The organism is Flaviflexus sp. (genome assembly GCF_052087705.1).
GTDB classification, from domain to species: Bacteria; Actinomycetota; Actinomycetes; order Actinomycetales; family Actinomycetaceae; genus Flaviflexus; species Flaviflexus ciconiae.
Genome location: NZ_JBQCYC010000026.1, coordinates 1 through 17,447 on the forward strand (window position 1 = coordinate 1; position 17,447 = coordinate 17,447).

Annotated in this window: 17 protein-coding genes and 1 riboswitch; of the genes, 12 read left to right on the forward strand and 5 right to left on the reverse strand. The window is 60.2% G+C overall.

Features of this window, described 5'->3' with window-relative positions; translation table 11 throughout:
* Nucleotides 1-75: 75 nt before the first annotated feature.
* A complete protein-coding gene (locus ACTHUY_RS10630; protein ID WP_441678744.1) occupies nucleotides 76-2,277 on the reverse strand; it encodes a (Fe-S)-binding protein in 2,202 nt (733 codons plus the stop codon).
* 136 nt (nucleotides 2,278-2,413) lie between these two features.
* Between ACTHUY_RS10630 and ACTHUY_RS10635 the strand changes: the two genes are divergently transcribed.
* The 10 genes from ACTHUY_RS10635 (at nucleotide 2,414) to ACTHUY_RS10680 (ending at nucleotide 12,900) form a co-directional block, all read left to right on the forward strand.
* Nucleotides 2,414-5,443 carry a Na+/H+ antiporter subunit A gene (locus ACTHUY_RS10635; RefSeq protein WP_441653961.1) on the forward strand — a complete coding sequence of 1,010 codons (3,030 nt, stop codon included), beginning with the start codon at nucleotides 2,414-2,416 and terminating at the stop codon, nucleotides 5,441-5,443.
* A complete protein-coding gene (locus ACTHUY_RS10640) occupies nucleotides 5,440-5,925 on the forward strand; it encodes a Na(+)/H(+) antiporter subunit C (protein WP_441653960.1) in 486 nt (161 codons plus the stop codon). The genes ACTHUY_RS10635 and ACTHUY_RS10640 overlap by 4 nt, the downstream gene beginning before the upstream one ends.
* Entirely contained in the window at nucleotides 5,922-7,508 is a 1,587-nt protein-coding gene (locus tag ACTHUY_RS10645) for a Na+/H+ antiporter subunit D (protein ID WP_126704251.1), read from the forward strand. Before ACTHUY_RS10640 ends, ACTHUY_RS10645 begins: the two co-directional genes overlap by 4 nt.
* Nucleotides 7,505-8,140 (forward strand): Na+/H+ antiporter subunit E, encoded by a 636-nt coding sequence (locus ACTHUY_RS10650; protein ID WP_228201453.1) that lies wholly within the window; start codon nucleotides 7,505-7,507, stop codon nucleotides 8,138-8,140. Before ACTHUY_RS10645 ends, ACTHUY_RS10650 begins: the two co-directional genes overlap by 4 nt.
* Entirely contained in the window at nucleotides 8,137-8,541 is a 405-nt protein-coding gene (locus ACTHUY_RS10655; protein WP_126704250.1) for a monovalent cation/H+ antiporter complex subunit F, read from the forward strand. The genes ACTHUY_RS10650 and ACTHUY_RS10655 overlap by 4 nt, the downstream gene beginning before the upstream one ends.
* A complete protein-coding gene (gene mnhG, locus ACTHUY_RS10660) occupies nucleotides 8,534-8,917 on the forward strand; it encodes a monovalent cation/H(+) antiporter subunit G (RefSeq protein ID WP_441653959.1) in 384 nt (127 codons plus the stop codon). Before ACTHUY_RS10655 ends, mnhG begins: the two co-directional genes overlap by 8 nt.
* A 56-nt stretch (nucleotides 8,918-8,973) precedes the next feature.
* Entirely contained in the window at nucleotides 8,974-9,228 is a 255-nt protein-coding gene (locus ACTHUY_RS10665; protein ID WP_126704248.1) for a DUF4235 domain-containing protein, read from the forward strand.
* A gap of 91 nt (nucleotides 9,229-9,319) precedes the next feature.
* Nucleotides 9,320-9,424: riboswitch (TPP riboswitch) on the forward strand.
* Nucleotides 9,425-9,473: 49 nt separating this feature from the next.
* Nucleotides 9,474-10,457, forward strand: a complete 984-nt coding sequence (locus tag ACTHUY_RS10670) for a thiamine ABC transporter substrate-binding protein (protein ID WP_441678746.1) — start codon at nucleotides 9,474-9,476, stop codon at nucleotides 10,455-10,457.
* Nucleotides 10,454-12,079, forward strand: coding sequence for an ABC transporter permease (locus tag ACTHUY_RS10675; RefSeq protein WP_441678748.1), 1,626 nt, complete (start codon nucleotides 10,454-10,456; stop codon nucleotides 12,077-12,079). Before ACTHUY_RS10670 ends, ACTHUY_RS10675 begins: the two co-directional genes overlap by 4 nt.
* Nucleotides 12,076-12,900: an ABC transporter ATP-binding protein gene (locus ACTHUY_RS10680; RefSeq protein ID WP_441675506.1), complete on the forward strand. Its 825-nt coding sequence runs from the start codon at nucleotides 12,076-12,078 to the stop codon at nucleotides 12,898-12,900. Before ACTHUY_RS10675 ends, ACTHUY_RS10680 begins: the two co-directional genes overlap by 4 nt.
* 71 nt (nucleotides 12,901-12,971) lie before the next feature.
* On the opposite strand, the gene ACTHUY_RS10685 is transcribed toward ACTHUY_RS10680, so the two are convergent.
* Nucleotides 12,972-13,790 (reverse strand): glycerophosphodiester phosphodiesterase family protein, encoded by an 819-nt coding sequence (locus tag ACTHUY_RS10685; RefSeq protein ID WP_441678750.1) that lies wholly within the window; start codon nucleotides 13,788-13,790, stop codon nucleotides 12,972-12,974.
* Nucleotides 13,791-13,872: 82 nt separating this feature from the next.
* On the opposite strand from ACTHUY_RS10685, the gene ACTHUY_RS10690 reads away from it, so the two are divergent.
* Complete coding sequence (locus ACTHUY_RS10690; RefSeq protein ID WP_441678752.1) at nucleotides 13,873-14,547, forward strand: hypothetical protein; 675 nt, start codon at nucleotides 13,873-13,875, stop codon at nucleotides 14,545-14,547.
* Nucleotides 14,548-14,689: 142 nt separating this feature from the next.
* Complete coding sequence (locus ACTHUY_RS10695) at nucleotides 14,690-15,361, forward strand: hypothetical protein (RefSeq protein WP_441678754.1); 672 nt, start codon at nucleotides 14,690-14,692, stop codon at nucleotides 15,359-15,361.
* A 4-nt stretch (nucleotides 15,362-15,365) separates the two neighbouring features.
* Here the strand turns inward: ACTHUY_RS10695 and ACTHUY_RS10700 are convergent, their stop codons facing one another.
* From ACTHUY_RS10700 to ACTHUY_RS10710, 3 genes are read right to left on the reverse strand one after another with little or no spacing between them, the layout of a single operon-like run.
* The gene (locus ACTHUY_RS10700) at nucleotides 15,366-15,722 is read right to left on the reverse strand and encodes a DMT family transporter (RefSeq protein ID WP_441678756.1); all 357 of its coding nucleotides are present in this window, start codon (nucleotides 15,720-15,722) and stop codon (nucleotides 15,366-15,368) included.
* Nucleotides 15,719-16,033, reverse strand: a complete 315-nt coding sequence (locus ACTHUY_RS10705; protein ID WP_441678758.1) for a DMT family transporter — start codon at nucleotides 16,031-16,033, stop codon at nucleotides 15,719-15,721. Before ACTHUY_RS10705 ends, ACTHUY_RS10700 begins: the two co-directional genes overlap by 4 nt.
* Before the next feature lie 58 nt (nucleotides 16,034-16,091).
* Nucleotides 16,092-17,423, reverse strand: coding sequence for a DUF4921 family protein (locus ACTHUY_RS10710; protein WP_441678760.1), 1,332 nt, complete (start codon nucleotides 17,421-17,423; stop codon nucleotides 16,092-16,094).
* Nucleotides 17,424-17,447 lie beyond the last annotated feature (24 nt).

Here is a 17,447-nt window from a genome sequence, read left to right on the forward strand (position 1 = left end):
TCTAGCGCAATCAAGCGGGGCTGATAGGTAGCGTGTGGCTCGGCCACGCTATCGCAGACTGCCGAATGGGTGGGGCTATTCGCTTCGGGCCTGGCCTCGCTTGACACCTTCGAGCAGAAGGACGGAGACGTCCTTCACTTCGATTTCGGCGGCCTCGCCGCGGACTCCGTCATTCAACATAGTTGTGCAGAACGGACACGCTGTCGCAATGACTTCGGCACCGGTCGCCATGGCCTGCCTGGTCCGCATACCACTGACGGAGGTGCCGTTCTTATCTTCGAAGAAGGCATGGGCGCCACCGGCGCCACAGCACATGGCGCGCTCGTGGTTCAGTTCCATTTCCACGACGTCTTTGTCGCCCAAGAGTTCACGCGGTGCGTTGTAGACCTTGTTGTGGCGGCCCAGGAAGCACGGGTCGTGGTAGGTGATCTTCTTGCGGTCCTCTTCGGAGGGCGGCACCGGGGTGAGCTTGCCTTCGCGGACGAGCCGGTTGAGGAGCTGCGTGTGGTGAACGACCTCGTAGGTGCCACCCAGGTCCGGGTATTCCTTCGCGATCGTGTTGAAGCAGTGGGCGCAGGACACCACGATGCGCTTCGCGCCAACCTCGTTGAGGGTCTCGATGTTTTGGGCGGCCAACATTTGGAACAGGACCTCATTACCGGCACGCCTGGCGGGATCGCCGGTGCAGGATTCACCGTCGCCCAGGACCGCGAATGACACTCCAGCGGTGTGGAGGAGCTCGGCAACGGCCGCGGATGTTTTCTTTGCTCGATCGTCGTAGGCTCCGGCGCAGCCGACCCAGAACAGGTAGTCGACTTCGTCGGCGCTTTCCACATCGACGCCGACCTGGGGAACATCGAAGTCGAGCTTCTTGGCCCAGTCGAGGCGCTTGCGGGGGTTGAGGCCCCACGGGTTGCCTTTGTTCTCCATGCCGGTGAACATCTTGCCGAGCTCTGCCGGAAAGGTCGATTCCATGAGGGTCTGGTGCCGGCGCAGTCCAACAACGAGATCAAGGTGCTCGATGTCGACGGGGCACTGGTCAACGCATGCCCCGCACATCGTGCACGCCCAGAGAACGTCAGGGGTGACAACGTTCGGCATAAGTGGAGCATTGGGGCCCCGCTCGGGATCCGATCCGATTGCACCGGATTCCATGAGGGCGCCCAGAACATCCCCGCTGTGTGCCTCTTCCATACTGACTGCGGCCTTTGCGAAGGGTGCGGAGGCAAAGGCATGGTCGCGCAGTGCGGTGACAAGGAGCTTGGGGGAGAGTGGCTTGGCCGAGTTCCAGGCGGGGCAGAGATCCTGGCAGCGTCCGCACTCGGTGCAGGTTGCCGTATCCAGCAGGCCCTTCCAGGAGATGTCGGAGATCGTTTCGATTCCGAGCCTCTCATCCCCTTCCATCTCCTCAATCATGTCGAGCCTCAGTGGCTTACCGTCGACAAGAAGATCGGGTAGGGGCCCGAGCGCCTTGGAGCCGTCAACGTTTGTCTTGGCGTAAACGTTGATGAGGGCAAGGAAGCGGTGCCAGGCAACACCCATGGAAGGAACGAGGCCGATCACGACGAGCCAGGACAGGGAGAGGACAAGCTTGATGATGGCGAGGATTGTGATGATCCAGCCGAGGGTGCCCTGCGAAAGACCGGTCAGCAGGCCACCGATCCAGGCTGTGGTGGGGAAATGTACGAGGGTCGCGTACTCGGCTCCGGCCAGGTAGGCGTATTCGGCCCCACGGATCAGGAGAACGCAAACGACGACGCCGACGATTGTGAACTCGACGTAGCGGGCCTGCCAGTTGATCGACCCGTAGAAACGGGAGGTTCTCGGGAACTCGTCGCCGCTTTCAAGTGTTTCACCGGAATTCTTAGCCCTGCCCGTGCGGGTACGTACCCAGGTGAGATAGAGCCCGCCGATAAGCCCTGCCCATGCGAATATTTCGATCAGCCATTCCCACGGTGCCCAGTGCCCGATGATGGGGAAAGCCCAGGCAGGGTCTGCGAGCTGGTTAAAGGCTGTGACCAGTGTGAAGAAGAGCACGGGAAACGAGATCATGACGCACCAGTGCGCGACTCGAATCCATGGGCGGTTCTTAAAAGCGCTGTGTGACAGTGTCTCCTTCATCGTCATCCACAGGCGCGGACCGACCGGCGTGAGACGACCGGGGGCAACCGTCCCCATCCGCGCTACCGTCACGATCTGCCACAATCCCCGCAGGAAGATCCCGGCGCACGCGAGGGTGATCAAACCGGCAATGATGAGTGACCAGGTGGGTAACACAGCGGCCTTTCTGGAGGAAAACTGTCTTATCTCAAAATAGCCTGTTCCGTTCCGTAAATTAAACAACTTGCGAACAAGGATAGGGAACCCATAGTGCCGTCCGTTAAAGTGGGGTGGGGACTACTAGGGAGTGTGAATGGTTCAGATATTCATTGCATTTATGGTGGTTGCTCTGGCAATGCCAGTCGTAATGAAGTGGCTGGGCCGTGAAGGATTCTTCGTAGCATCAATCGTTCCGCTCGTCGGATTGATCTGGACAATAGCGCAGGGGCCGAGGGTTTTGGCAGGCGACTATCCAGTTCAAACGGTGACGTGGGTTGCCGAACTTGGCCTCGCCGGAGACTTCCGGCTCGACACGCTGTCGTGGATCATGTCGCTACTTGTGAACGGCGTTGGCGCACTCGTTCTGATCTATTCGGCTCGATATTTCTCCCGAAAAGCCAGTGGCCTCGGTAGATTCGCGGGCTTCTTCGTCGCGTTTGCCGGAGCGATGTTTGGGCTTGTCACGACGGATAACACTCTCATCATGTACATCATGTGGGAGCTAACAACGGTCTTTTCCTTCCTCCTTATCGGCCACTATCGGGGTCGCAGAGCGTCCCGCCGTGCCGCCATGGAAGCGATTATTGTGACGACCGCGGGTGGCCTCGCCATGCTTGGCGGCATCATCCTTCTTGGTGAACTCCCCGGTGGTTCCTACTCCTTGACGGAACTTGTCCAGGCCGGTGCGGATGGCACGCTCCTCGAGGGAGCCAGGGCAAGTGTGGGAACCGGTTACGTAGCAACCGCCGTTGTTCTCGTTCTTCTCGGTGCTCTTTCGAAGTCCGCAATCTTCCCGTTCCACTTCTGGTTGCCGGCTGCCATGGCAGCCCCGACGCCGACCTCGGCATATCTCCACGCGGCTGCGATGGTGAAGGCTGGCGTGTACCTCGTTGCCCGTATGGCACCGGGCTTTGCCGATCAGACGGTGTGGATGTGGGTGATTCTTCCCGCGGGCCTTTTCACGATGATCATCAGCGGTTATCGGGCGCTCCGCCAGAACGACACGAAGCTAATTCTCGCCTACGGAACCGTGTCCCAGCTGGGTTTCATGATGGTGCTCGTCGGATACGGAACGGCGGAGATGGCGTTAGCCGGCCTGGCCGTCCTCACCGCCCACGCGCTCTTCAAGTCCTGCCTCTTCCTCTGCGTCGGCATTGTCGACATGTCGACCGGCACCCGCGACCTGCGGGAACTGTCCGGTGTTGGAAGGCGGCGCCCCTTCCTTGCGGTTGCCGCGGGCATAGCAGTGCTTTCCATGGCGGGAATCCCGCCCTTCGCCGGCTATGTCGGTAAGGAAGCTGCCCTCCATGCGCTCACGCACGGCTCCACACAGGACATGGTGGTTGCCTGGGTGATCGTTGTGGGCTCTGTTCTTACTCTCGCTTACGGCCTGCGTTTTTGGTGGGGTTGCTTCTGGGACAAGCCGGGTGTGGAGCCGATCGAGCTGAAGAACAAATCGCGGATTATTCTCACGCCCCCGGTTCTCCTCGCCATTGCTTCCCTGGCTCTCGGTCTCGTTCCGTCCTGGTGGGAAGGTCTTCTCAAGGGCCATGCAAACCTCAATCCTGGCGAGCCCGGTCACCTGACCCTCTGGGCAGGGTTTGGCCTTCCGGTGATCATGACCGGTCTCATCATTGCCGGTGGCATCATCCTCTTTGTTATCCGCAAGCCCTTCGAACGGTTCCAGCGAAGGGTTGCCGTTCCGTTCTCGGCCGAGGGTGGCTACCGGAGGACCATTGTTGGCCTCGAGAACCTTGCCGGTGACATCACGGGCCGCACCCAGTCCGGTTCCCAGCCCATGTACCTGACGATCACCCTGATTGTCATGGCGGCGGCGGGTTCAACGGCGCTGATTTTTGGCGGAACCAGTATCGCGGCCGACTATCGCTGGTATGACACGGTTGCTCAGGTACCCGTTGTCATTATTGCCAGCATTGCCGCGGTCCTCGCTGCCCGGGCACGCAGGCGTCTTAAGGCGGTTCTGCTGCTTAGCCTGTCGGGCTACTGCGTTGCTCTGATCTACGAGCTTCACGGCGCACCGGACCTTGCTCTCACCCAGGTGCTGGTTGAGACCATTACCCTTGTCGTGTTCGTTCTCGTACTGCGCCGCCTGCCTGCCTACTTCTCGAACCGGCCCATGGCGACCTCCCGCTGGTTCCGTGCCAGCCTCGGCGTTGTTGTTGGTGTCTGCGTTGCCGGGTTTGCGTTCTTCGCGGCAAATGCTCGCCAGCATCGCCCGATTTCCTCGGACTTTGCGAGCGAGGCCTACGACTTCGGTTACGGCCAGAACGTCGTCAACGTGACACTCGTTGATATTCGTGCCTGGGACACGATGGGCGAGATTTCCGTCCTCGTGGCCTGTGCTATTGGCGTGGCTTCCCTGCTCTTTATCCGTGACCGCAAGGCTCGGACAGATCCGCTCCGCAACATTGCTCGCCCCGGCATGCATGACCGGGTGTGGCGGGTGGAGGAAACTGATGATCACACGAAGGTGCTTGATGAGCAGAACCTCAAGTACGTGCAAGATCACCAGGTCCGCGAGCCGGGACGAAACAAGCTGTGGCTACCCGCAGCCAACACTCTGGCGGCGGCACGCCGCTCCGTGATCTTCGAGGTTGGTACGCGGCTGGTCTACCACACGATGCTCATCGGGTCCCTCTTCCTCCTGTTCTCGGGCCACAACCTGCCCGGTGGCGGCTTTGCTGGTGGCCTGCTTGCTGGCATTGCGCTCACCCTGCGTTATCTTGCGGGCGGGCGCTACGAGCTCGGTGCCGCTATCCCGATGCATCCGGGAGTCCTCATGGGTGGTGGCCTCATGGTGGCAACCACGGCGGCGCTGTTCCCGATCCTCCTTGGCGGGTCGGCACTGCAGACCGCCGCCTTCGAGTTCACGCTCCCCGTCTTCGGGGACGTCAAGTTTGCAACCGCCATGGTGTTCGACGTTGGTGTCTATCTCGTGGTTGTTGGCCTGGTTCTTGAGATCCTGCGTTCGATGGGAGCGGAAATTGACCGCCACGGAGAAATTGAAGGCCTGGATGATGATGGCATGAGCGTTCCGACGCCACAGTCTGACCGACGAAAGGAAGCCGTGACGAAGAGAGATGCGATGGAGGGGCTGAAATGATCGATACCTCCCCATCCCTGATCCTCGTTGCCCTGTGCGCAGTTCTTATGGCAGTGGGCGTCTACCTCATCCTGGAACGCTCCCTGTCCCGTATCATCCTTGGCTTCTCAAGCCTCTCGAACGGAGTGAATATCGGATTCCTCATCGCCGGTGGCAGGGCAGGCGCCCCGCCGATCGTGGGCCAGTCGGAACCGAGCGAAATGTCGGATCCGCTCACACAGGCGATGATCCTGACCGCAATCGTTATCACGATGGGAACAACGGCCTTCATGCTGTCCCTTGCCTACCGCTCGTGGCAGCTCGACGGTAACGACGAGGTCCAGGACGACATTGAGGACCGCAGGCTGGCAGTCATGGCGGAGCGCGATGAGCGCCTCGTCCGTGACGAGCAGTCAGCAACAGATGATGATGCGGCCGAGGTCCATGACGAAACCGAAGTGGATTCGGACGATCGCACCGTTGTTGGAGGTGAGCAGGTATGAACTGGCTCGTAGCTATCCCCGTTGTCCTGCCTCTCCTCGGCGCAGGTATTACCCTTGCCTTCTCGAACTTCCGTCGCGTCCAGTGGCTCATTTCGGTTTCGATTCTGACGATCTCGCTGGCCGTTGCGTTCGCCCTTGTCATCGCCGTTAACGACGGCCCGCTCGTCTTTGATGTTGGTGAATGGGCAGCCCCCGTTGGCATTACGCTTGTCGCTGACCGTTTGTCGACACTGATGTTGCTCGTGTCGATCGCGGTTACTCTTGCGGTCCTGATCTACTCCCTTGCACAGGGTGTTGAGGACGGCGAAGAAGCAGCCCCAACCGCGGTCTATCACCCGGCCTACTTGATTCTGTCCGCGGGCGTTTCAAACGCCTTCTTGACGGGTGACCTCTTCAATCTGTTCGTTGGCTTCGAGATCCTCCTCGCGGCCTCCTTCGTGCTGATCACGATGGGTGGCACGAGGGCACGAATCCGGTCGGGAACCGTGTACGTTGTCGTGTCGATGCTGTCGTCGATCATCTTCCTCGTTGGCATTTTCATGACCTATGCGGCAACGGGAACGCTGAACTTTGCTCAGCTCGCGATCCGCCTCCAGGAAATCGACCCGGGGGTGAGCCTTGCCCTGCAGGCCATGCTTCTTGTGGCCTTCGGTATTAAGGCGGCTATCTTCCCACTGTCGGCCTGGTTGCCGGACTCCTACCCGATTGCTCCCGCTCCCGTCACCGCGGTCTTCGCGGGCCTGCTGACGAAGGTCGGCGTCTATGCGATTATCCGCACCCAGGTGCTGCTCTTCCCGCAGGGCAGGCTGGACGGGATACTTGCGGCCCTTGCAATCCTCACGATGGTTATCGGCATCATGGGTGCGGTGACCCAGCGAGACATTAAACGTATGCTTTCGTTTACGCTGGTCTCCCACATTGGCTACATGATCTGGGGTATCTCGATCTCGACCGAGGCCGGTCTTTCGGCAACGATCTACTACGTCGTCCACCACATTACTGTCCAGACAGCTCTGTTCCTTGTGGCTGGCTTGATTGAACGACACGGCGGGACAACGTCCCTGCAGAAGCTCGGTTCGCTCGCGAAATCCGCTCCCGTGATCGCCGCGCTTTATCTCATACCCGGATTGGCCCTGGCCGGTATTCCACCGATGACGGGCTTCCTGGGCAAGGTCGGGCTCATTTCAGCGTCAGCCCAGTCGGGGGAGACGATCGACTGGTGGCTTATCGGAGCCGGTCTCGTCACGTCTCTCCTCACGCTCTACGCGATCCTCAGAGCCTGGAACCTGGCCTTCTGGCAGGAGCCGGAAGAGGAGCTGGAACACAAGAAGATCCCGGCAGGCATGTACGGTGCGGCCGCTTCCCTGGTCATCATGTCCCTGGCCATTGCCGTGTTCGCCGGACCGATCTACGGCTACGCTGAAAGAGCGGCAACCGACCTGGAGCGGCGCGGCCCCTACATTGTGGCGGTCCTTCCCGACGGTAGCCGCGGGACGGGAACATCGGAGGACGAAACCGATGAAGAATCGGCAGATGACCTAGAAGAGCAAAGCATCAGCCCGGACGAGAAGGAGGGCCAGTGACAGAATCCAATGCGCGGATGCTGATCCGCAGAGCAACCTATCGTCCCGGGCGCTTCCCCCGCGCCACCGCAGGCATGATCATCTGGCTGACAATCGTCTGGGTGCTTCTCTGGGGTGACGTGACAACCGGCAACGTTGTTGCTGGCTTCCTCCTCGCCCTGGCACTGACGACAATTACACCGCTTCCGGCCGCAACGTTCGACGGTCGTTTCCGCCCTGTCGCACTGTTACGCCTCGGGGGTGTATTCCTTCTCGACGTCATCAAGGCCTCGATCCAGATCTCGTCGTATGCCTTGCGGGGCAAGCGGCCCCGCGGTGCCGTGATTCGTGTCCAGACCCGCGGCCACTCGGACGTGTTCCTCACGGCAACGGCAGGTTTCACGTCGCTGGTTCCCGGTTCGGTTGTCGTCGATGCTCACGCGGCGTCCGGCACCCTCTATATTCACGTCTTCGACATTGATATCGCCGGCGGTCTTGAAGCTGCCCACCAGGCGGTGCTGGACCAGGAGGAGCGGATCCTCCGGGCCTTTGCCTCCCACAACCAGCTCATCGATGCTGGGTTCGTGCCGGGCTCGAAGATGGGACAGCGGCTTCCGGTTCCCTACGCTCCCGCGGCAGGTGATGACAAATGACCATAGTTGCCTGGATCTGCGGAGGCCTGCTGTTCCTTGCTGGCCTCGGCGTCGTCATTCGTGTCTCCAAGGGACCGACGATGCTGGACCGCATGGTGGCCGTCGACCTGTTCACCTCAACAATCGTCTGTGCGATTGCCGTGATCTCGGCGCTCACGCGCCGTACCGACCTCATCCCCGTCCTCGTCGTTCTCGCGATCGTCGGCTTCATTGGGTCGACCACGATCTCACGCTTCCTCGCACACGAGCCGACCGCCGACAAGCGGATCCTCACGAAGGAAGAGGTTGCGAAGATCCTTGAGGAGGAGAGGATTCGTGAAGACGACGATGACGAAGAGGTCCACAACCCCGACGTAGATGATGATGTGGAAGGGGAAGTGAAGGAGGAACAGGATGCTTGACACTGTCTACAACGTGATCGGCGGAGCGTTCCTGATAAGCGGATCGTCGCTCGTCCTTATTGCGGCAATCGCGCTCCTCAGATTCCCGGACCTGCTCTCCCGGCAGCACGCGGCCACGAAGCCCCAGGTGTTTGGACTGATCTTGGTCATGTGCGGCATGGCATTGATCGTTCGTGACGTGTCGCTGGCCTGGACGGCGCTCCTTGTTGTCGCCTTCCAGCTCATTACATCCCCGATTTCTGCCCACATGATTGGCCGTGCAGGATATCGTACGGGTGGTATCGTTCCTGAAGACCTAGTCGTCGACGAACTCGGTGACGACCTCGACTCAACCCGTGTTGACCACGTCGGCCCGGGCCGTACAAAATCCAAATAGCAAAACTATCCAAATAACAAAACTATCCAAGTAGTAAAACTCCGAAAGGATGAGGCATGGATATTGGTTGGAAGATCGTCAGCACGGTAGGCGGCCTTGCCGCTGGCTTCCTGGCAAAGCAGGTAGTAGAGCAGGGCTGGAAGTTCGCCACGGGCCACAACGCCCCCGATGAGGATGACTTCGAGTCCAACCTGGTCGAAATCGTTGTGTTCTCGGTTGTTGCCGGAGCAACCCGCACCGTTATCCACAACCTCGTCATGAGGAAGGCCAATCAGGTTTACGGCCGCGGAGCTAAGTCCGTCTCGGACTAGCAGATAACTGAATAGAGCTCCTCACAAGGGGCTTATATACCGGGCGGGATTTCCCGCCGGTGGCTTCCTTCCGTGTGCTGGACTACCATGGTGGGTACGACAGGGGAGCGCTACGGCGCTGAGAGTGCATTAAACGATGCAGACCCTCGAACTTGAACCGGGTAACACTGGCGGAAGAAGTCGGGAATCTCTCGGACCCCTGCCCATCGGGCAGGGGTCTTTCCCCTCCTTTACATGGAGGAAGTATGAAGAAGACATGTGCGAGCCTCGCGCTCGTTATGGTCCTTGCAGCGTGCGGAGCAGAAACTGAGAAAACCGAGACGGTCACGATCCTCACCCACGACTCGTTCGGAATCACTGAAGAGCAGATCGCGGTCTTTGAGGAAGAAACCGGATACGAACTCATCACGATCGCGCCGGGGGATGGCGGGGTGCTTGTGAACCAGCTGATCCTCAACAAGGACAATCCGCAGGCGGACGGGGTCTACGGCCTCGACACCTTTATCGTCGGCACGGTCCTGGAAGAAGACCTGCTTGACCCGTACACGTCCGGGAATCTGCCGGACTCGGCAACCGATCTCGTTGTAGACGAGTCCCTTACCCCAATCGACCAGGGAGAAGTCTGCATCAACGTTGACACCGCCTGGTTCGAAGAAAACGGGATAGCGGAGCCAGAGACCCTCGAGGACTTAAGGGAACCGCAGTATGCGGAACTGCTTGCCCTTATCGATCCGGTTAGTTCCTCCCCGGGCTTCGCATTCCTTGCGGCAACGGTGGCCGAGTATGGCGATGACTGGGAAGAATACTGGACCGACCTTTTCGCTGGTGGTGCGCGCATCGCAAGCGGCTGGTCGGATGCCTACTATGCGGACTTCTCCGGAGCGGACGGAAACGGTCCCTATCCGCTGGTGCTGTCCTACTCGTCAAGCCCGGCCGCGGCCCCAGATACGGACTACCTGCCAAGCACCTGTGTCCGACAGGTCGAATACGCAGGGGTGGTATCCAATGCCGCGAACCCCGAGGGTGCGCAGGCCTTTATCGACTTCATGCTGACCGAGGATGTTCAGGCCAGTATCCCGAACACCATGTACATGTACCCGGTTGACGATAGCGTTGCCCTGCCGGAGGAATGGCAGGAATCGGCAAGCCTGTCAGGCGACCCGATCGTTGTCGATCCCGGAACGATCGATAGAGGCGGCTGGCTGGAAGCCTTCACGGAGCTTCGTTGAGGCTTTGGAAAAGCGCGTGGAGCGCGGCCATCATCATCCCGGCCGCGTTCCTCGCCATCTTCTTCCTCTACCCCACAGCCACGATGCTGTGGAGAGGAATCTGGGACGGCGGGCTCGATCTAGGCGGAGTCGGCAATGTTCTGGCCGAGTCCCGCACCTGGAAGGTCGTGTGGCAAACCGTCCTCCAGGCCGCCCTTGGTACGGCGGGGGCAATCCTTCTCGGAGTCCCGAGCGCCTACATCCTGTACCGGGTGCGGTTCCCGTTCCAGAAAGTCGCACGAGCGGCCGCCACCATCCCGTTCGTTCTTCCCACGGTCGTTGTTGGCGTGGCCTTCCGCGCGCTCCTTGGCGGGGGCGGACCGCTCGAATTCCTCGGGCTTGATCAGACCGTCACCGCGGTCGTTATTGCACTCACCTACTTCAACTATGCGGTCGTTGTTCGCACCGTGGGCACCATGTGGCAAACCCTTGATCCGCGCTCCGCCCAGGCCGCCCGAACCCTCGGGGCCTCTCCCTCGCGGGCGTTTCTGACCGTCACCCTGCCGCAACTCGCGCCGGCAATCGCCTCCGCCGGTGCCATCGTCTTCCTATTCTGTTCCACCAGCTACGGACTGGTCCGAACCCTCGGATCCCCGGGGTATGGAACTCTTGAGACGGAGATATGGAGGGAGACAACCGCAATGCTGGACACGAGGGCGGCAGCGGTCCTGTCGATCCTCCAGGTCGTCATTGTCATCCTCACCCTCATCGTTTCCGAGAAGCTATCGTCGCGAACCGCGGGCAGACTCAACCTGCGTAGCCACCACGTTTCCCCGATTGGGAAGAGCGATGCTCCCGCGGCCGTGTTCACCGGCCTTGTCCTTGTCTTCCTCATTACCTCTCCCATCATTTCCCTCGTTGCTCGCTCCCTCACGGTGGATGGCGAGTGGAGCCTGAAGAACTACCGTCTGCTGGCAACGTCTGGGCAGGGCTTCTCGGGAGGATCCAGCGTCCTCGAAGCCATTGGCAACTCCCTGCGAATCGGTCTCGTCGCCACCCTGATCTCCCTCGCTATCGGCGTCCCCCTGGCGCTGGTTCTCTCCCGTCAAGTCAGAGGGCCGCTGCGGACCGGCCAGTCGTTCCTCTCCGGGACGATCCTCCTGCCGCTCGGGGTTAGTGCCGTCACGGTCGGTTTCGGCTTCTCCATAGCCCTCGACTCCCCACCGCTCGACCTGCGGAACTCCCCGCTTCTCATCCCCATAGCCCAGGCCGTTGTTGCTCTGCCGCTTGTCGTCCGCTCTCTCACCCCAACGCTGTCCTCCATCGCCCCCGGCAGAAGAGAAGCCGCCGCGACCCTCGGGGCCTCGCCGTGGCGAGTTCTCGCCACGATCGACGGCCCGTTCCTCGTGCGAGGAATCGGTGTCGCTATCGGTTTTGCGTACGCCACGTCGCTTGGCGAATTCGGAGCGACCTCGTTCCTGGCCCGGCCCGACACTCAAACGCTGCCGGTCATGATCGTCCGGTTGCTCGGTCGCCCGGGTGGCGACAACTATGGGATGGCGATGGCGGGGGCAGTCATCCTCGCCATTCTTGCCGCGGGAATCATGGCGGCCGCGGAGGCTGCCCGGAAGGACCCACAATGATTGAACTATCCTCGCTCACCGTCTCCTACGGAGAGACAGTTGCTGTTGACCGCGTGGACCTCACTGTCAAAACCGGTGAGATCATGGCACTGCTTGGCCCCTCGGGATGTGGAAAGTCATCGCTTCTCCGCGGAATCGTGGGCCTCGAGCCCTCCACCGGCGACATCCTTGTCGACGGGAAATCTGTACAGAATGTTCCCGTGCACCTGCGCCGTATCGGCATGGTCTTCCAGGAAGCCCAGCTCTTCACCCACCGGGACGTGGCCGGCAACATCGCATACGGCCTCAGGGGCCTGCCCAAAAAAGAGATCGCCGCCCGAGTCACCGAACTGCTTGCCCTGGTTGGCTTGGAAGGCATGGGCGAGCGGAGCGTCACGACCCTGTCCGGTGGTCAGGCCCAGCGGGTGGCGCTCGCACGTTCCCTTGCCCCGCGCCCGTCGGTGCTACTTCTCGACGAGCCGCTCTCGGCCCTTGACCGGGTGCTTCGGGAACGACTCTCCGGTGATCTCCGAGAAATCCTCAAGGCTGCCGAGGCCACCGCCGTTTATGTCACTCATGACCACGATGAGGCGTTTACCGTGGCCGACCGAGTCGGGATTATGGATTTCGGCAAACTCCTCCAGGTCGGAACCCCTGCGGAACTACTCGCCCGTCCCGCGGATTCCGCCGTCGCCGGGTTCTTGGGAAACATGCCGTTACTGGAGGGCAAGGTAACCGAGCGGTCAGGTGACCGCACCCGCCTCACACTCCCTAACGAAATCGAAATTCCCGGCACGGTTGACACCGACACGGTGAGGCTCAGAATCAAGCCGCTACCGTAGCGGTGCCACGATAGCCTCGAGAGAATACCTCTAGCCTCGGAATCGCCTTCAAGTGACTGGTGGAGCGTAGTTCAGAGGGCGTCGACAAGATCGAGGGCGAGGTCGGGGCGGTCGGTGAACAGGCCGTCAACACCCTGCTGGAGGAGACGCTTGAGGTGCTTCTCCTTGTTGATCGTCCACACCCGCACTCCCATACCCAGATCATGGCTCATGGAGATCAGGCGGTCGGAGAAACGCTTTGACTTCATGAGAACAATCCCGCCGGGCTTCCAACCAATGTGAACCCAGGAGCCCGCAACAGGATGGGCAGGAGGGTGAATGCCTGCCTTGGCGCAGGCCACGAGAATCGCCAACTCCTGCCATCCCAAACTTCTCTCCAGCTCGGGGCTCGTGAGTTCCCGGACGCGGTCCAGCCACGAATCCCACGAATGTGCGACACAGACGCGAGCTGCGCTCGCGGTTTGGTTGATGGAACGGGCGAGGGGGACGATCGAGTCCCCGTTCTTCAAGTCAATTGCCCACGGCATTTCCGGAAACGCATCGAGCAACTCGGTGATTGTGGGGATTTTGCCGGTTTGACCGCACGGGCCAAAGACGGTGGCCTTCCTCAGTTCGTCGAGGGTGTAGGCCCGGATCGGACCCTTGAGATCGGTGACCCGGTCCAGGGTTTCATCGTGGAACGCCATGGCAATGCCGTCAGCGGACAGCTGGACATCGGTTTCCAACATGTGCGCACCCATGGCAACAGCCTGAGCAAAAGCTTCTAGGGTGTTTTCGGGTGCGAGATCTGCACCGCCGCGGTGTGCGATAACGTGGGGGCGGGCACCGGGCTGCCTGGACAGGATGCTGTCGGGGGCCGGCGTGGGATGGAGTACCGAAGGCAGGCTCACGCTCCCAGTGTATGACTGGGGAGCACTATCCGGGAGAGTCCATGCGGTCTTGTAACGAACTGTTTATCCTGGCGACGCCGGGATGTCACGGAGAAAGGCCCTCATGGACATTCTTCTGAGCGGACTCATCACCGTCATCGTTCTCGGCGTCGCTTATCTTGTGGGCAAGATGGTTGCACGCCGGAGGGTACAGAGAGACGGTGGGCACGACTACGCGGGGATGTCACGAGGCTTCACCGGGGAAGACGAGAAGGAACAGCTCGCTCGAGCAATCCGAGGGGAGGCACCCACCTTCCGGGTGATGAGGCACGACGTCATGACAGGTCCCGACGGTCCATTTCACGTTGGAGTGATCACCGACTACGGGCCGTCGTTCTCCTCGTACGGGAAGTCGACGAGCGTTCACGGGGAAACGTGGAGTTTCCTGGCGATCCCTGTACCGTTTCGGGCGCTACGCACCGAACTGAAGCCCGAGCGGGGCCGTCCCTACGATGATGTGAATACGGGATGGGATGCGTTCAACCGGGCGTGGGACGTCACGACAGCCCGGGGTATATTCGCTAATGCTCTGCTCACGGGACCCATGCAACAGTTCCTTATGACGGCGGTTGGCAACCGCATTGTCATCACCCAGGGGTGGTTCGCCGTCCTTCGGCCAGGCGAGCAAGGTTCGATTCCTGCCCGGGAGGGCCTGCGGATCGTCTACGGCATCAGAGCCAACATTCCCGGCTTTCTCTGGCAAGAACTGGCGATGTGAACCGGGTCGTGAACATGCACGCGAGCATACTGAACATGTCACACAGGTGCCCACCGAACATTCCACAAAAGCACATTCTGCGCTTCCCAGTACGTCTCGCTGGTCCGTGCAAGGATAGGGAAACGACCTGTAAGGAGAACCTGTGCAAGCAAATTTCTTCATCATCGTCGTCATCGTTTTCGGCCTCATCCTGTTTGTGGCAGAGCATTTTACGAGGAAGAAACACGAGAAGAACTTGGCGTATGCGCAGTCGAGAGGCTGGCGCTACCACAAGCAGCATCCCACGCTAGCCAGGGCAGCTGTACAGGTGGTTGGAGGCGGGCGCAGAAGCAACAGTTTCCGAATGGTGTTTGAAGGGCAATCAGCGGGGCGTCCATTCCTTGCAGGTACGGCACGGTGGACTGAATCCAGTGGCTCCGGTAAGAACCGTAGCTCCGAAACCCATTACCGCAGGGTGGTCCTGCGGCCCATCGAACTTAATGTTCGCGATGTTCGGCTGGTCAAGGAAGGGTTCTTCAACAACCTGTTTAACCGAGATATTAAGACCGAATGGGAAGTGTTCAACGAGCAGTGGAAAGTGACGGCACCCGACGAACGGTTCGTGCACGCCCTGCTGAGCCCCACCATGCAGGAATGGCTCATGCGGCACTCTGACCTCAATCTTTGCCTTGATTCGGGCTGGCTCGCCTTCTACACCAACGGTCAGCTTGCAGCCGAGGAAGTTGACTCTATCGTTGCTCGTAGCGATGGGTTCCTTGCCCAAATCCCGCGGTTCCTGTGGCAGGACTACGGATATCCGGGTGGCCGCCGCTAACGAACTAGTTCGATATCTCGGACTCGTGGGGTTCTTCGTTGCTTCCCTCTGAGACTTTCAGGCCGATAACGCACGCGATCAGGACGGCGATAAGAGTGATCCGGAGAGCGGAGAACGGTTCGCTTCCCGTTGCCATGGCCCACACCACCGTGAGGCTTGCCCCGATTCCCGTCCACACGGCGTAGGCCGTTGCCGTTGAGATTGACTTCATGGCCAGCGCCAGGCCGACGGTGGAGACGATAAGGGCAACGAATAAGATGATCGAAGGAGTTAGAACCGAGAGCCCGTGTGAGGCCCCGAGTGCCGTTGCCCAGATGGCTTCAAAGAAACCGGATCCGATGAGTAGCACCCAGGGGTTCATGATGTCACCTTCAGTCCGACAACGCAGGCAACAATCCCAAGCAGGCACAGCAACTTAACCGTGGTGGCTTTCTCAGCTCCCGTAGCTAGCGCCCACACGGTTGTCGTCACAGCCCCGATCGCCGTCCACACGGCATAGGCCGTGCCGGTCGGAATACTCGTCATTGCCCAGGCGAGCCCACCAAGAGAAATGATGGAAGCGACAACGAAAATGAGGCTGGGTAGGGGCTTGCGTAGCCCGTCTGATTGGCCGAGAGCCGTCGCCCAGACGGCTTCGAACAGACCGGATGCTACGAGAACAAACCAGTTCATTAAGTGCCTGGTCCTAGAAGAAGTAGTTGCCGGAGGATCCTAAACGTAACAGGAGTCCCTAGAGGTAGGGGTTGTATCGCAGGGAGTTGACCTTGCAGGCGCACTCGGTTGCAATGTTCAGCGACGAAGCAATCTCTCCGTTGGCCCTGGCCTCGAGGAGGCGGGGAACGACCCTGTCTCGGAGGGTCCACGGATCGATCGTGTTCACGTAGATCTTTGTGCCGCCCTCGAACCCGGCCAGAGTGGAGACCCGCCACTTGAGCAGAATCCGCCACGGCATCGGCATATCAACATCGATCGGCTTATGGTGCCACTCTTCGTTCGTGGCAACAAGCGGGCCGGTCGCAACGTGGAGGGCGTGAAGCATGTCGGACATGCCGCGTTGCTCCTCGGCGGTCTGCAACCACGGCATGGGTTCGGCCGCCTTCGAATACACCTCGAGGGTGGGGTAGCGGTGGCCGAAGCCAGCAAACGCCACGGCGTGCCGGTTTTCGGCAATGATGAGATTCTGGAAACCCGCGTAGTCGACACCGAGCTCGTTGTAGACATTTGGGTTGCTCCGTACCTTCGCCACCTCCATCTCCGCGTTGACGGACCGCTGGTCGATACCGACAAGCTGCTTGTGGAGGTGATCGAAGGATGCGCCAGCTGGTTTCAGCCAGTTCTGGAACACCTGGACGTAGCGCATGTACCGGTTTGTCGCGTACAGGTCCCTCATCGCGTCAATCGTGAGCTTCATGTACATCTCGTGCTCGGCCGGCGTGAGAGTGGCTGATGCTGCAAGCTCGTTGTTCACCTCAGCGCCTTCAACAAAGTGGCGCTTTGAAATGATGACGTCATGCCCACCGCCGAAGAAAGCATTCGCGCCTTCCAGGCGTTCAGACTCGGGAATTCTGATCCAGTCGTCGTAGCTCATGCCGGAAGCGGTGGCCTTGGCCTGTAGGACCTTGAGGACGTGGGCCTTGCCGGCGGGATCCGACAGGTAGCGGTCGCGACGGTGCGCTGCCTCCGGAGGAAGCTTGTACCCGTAATTCTTGGTCCAGTAGTCGAAGGACAGGATTTCGAAAAGATTCGGGACCCGGCGGAACTCCCACGGCTTCATCAGGTCATCTACACCGGTTGAGGCGAGAATCTTGGAGCCGTTATCCGTGGCGACGATGCGGGACTTCTCGGGAGGCGAGTCAAAGACGCGCTGGGTGCAGAACGCACAGTGTTTGCCGTGGGCCTCGTGATCAATCGGTTCGGGATGAGGGTTGGCGAGAGTCAGCGGACGGTTGGCACGTCCCGGGACTGTCCAAACCTCTGTTCCAGAGAACGGGTTGATCTGCTTGACCGTCCCGTCAGCCATTGTCGTGAGCGGTGCGGGCTGTGAAAAATGAGGCTGTGCCATGACTTAAGCGTATACGGTAAGTGG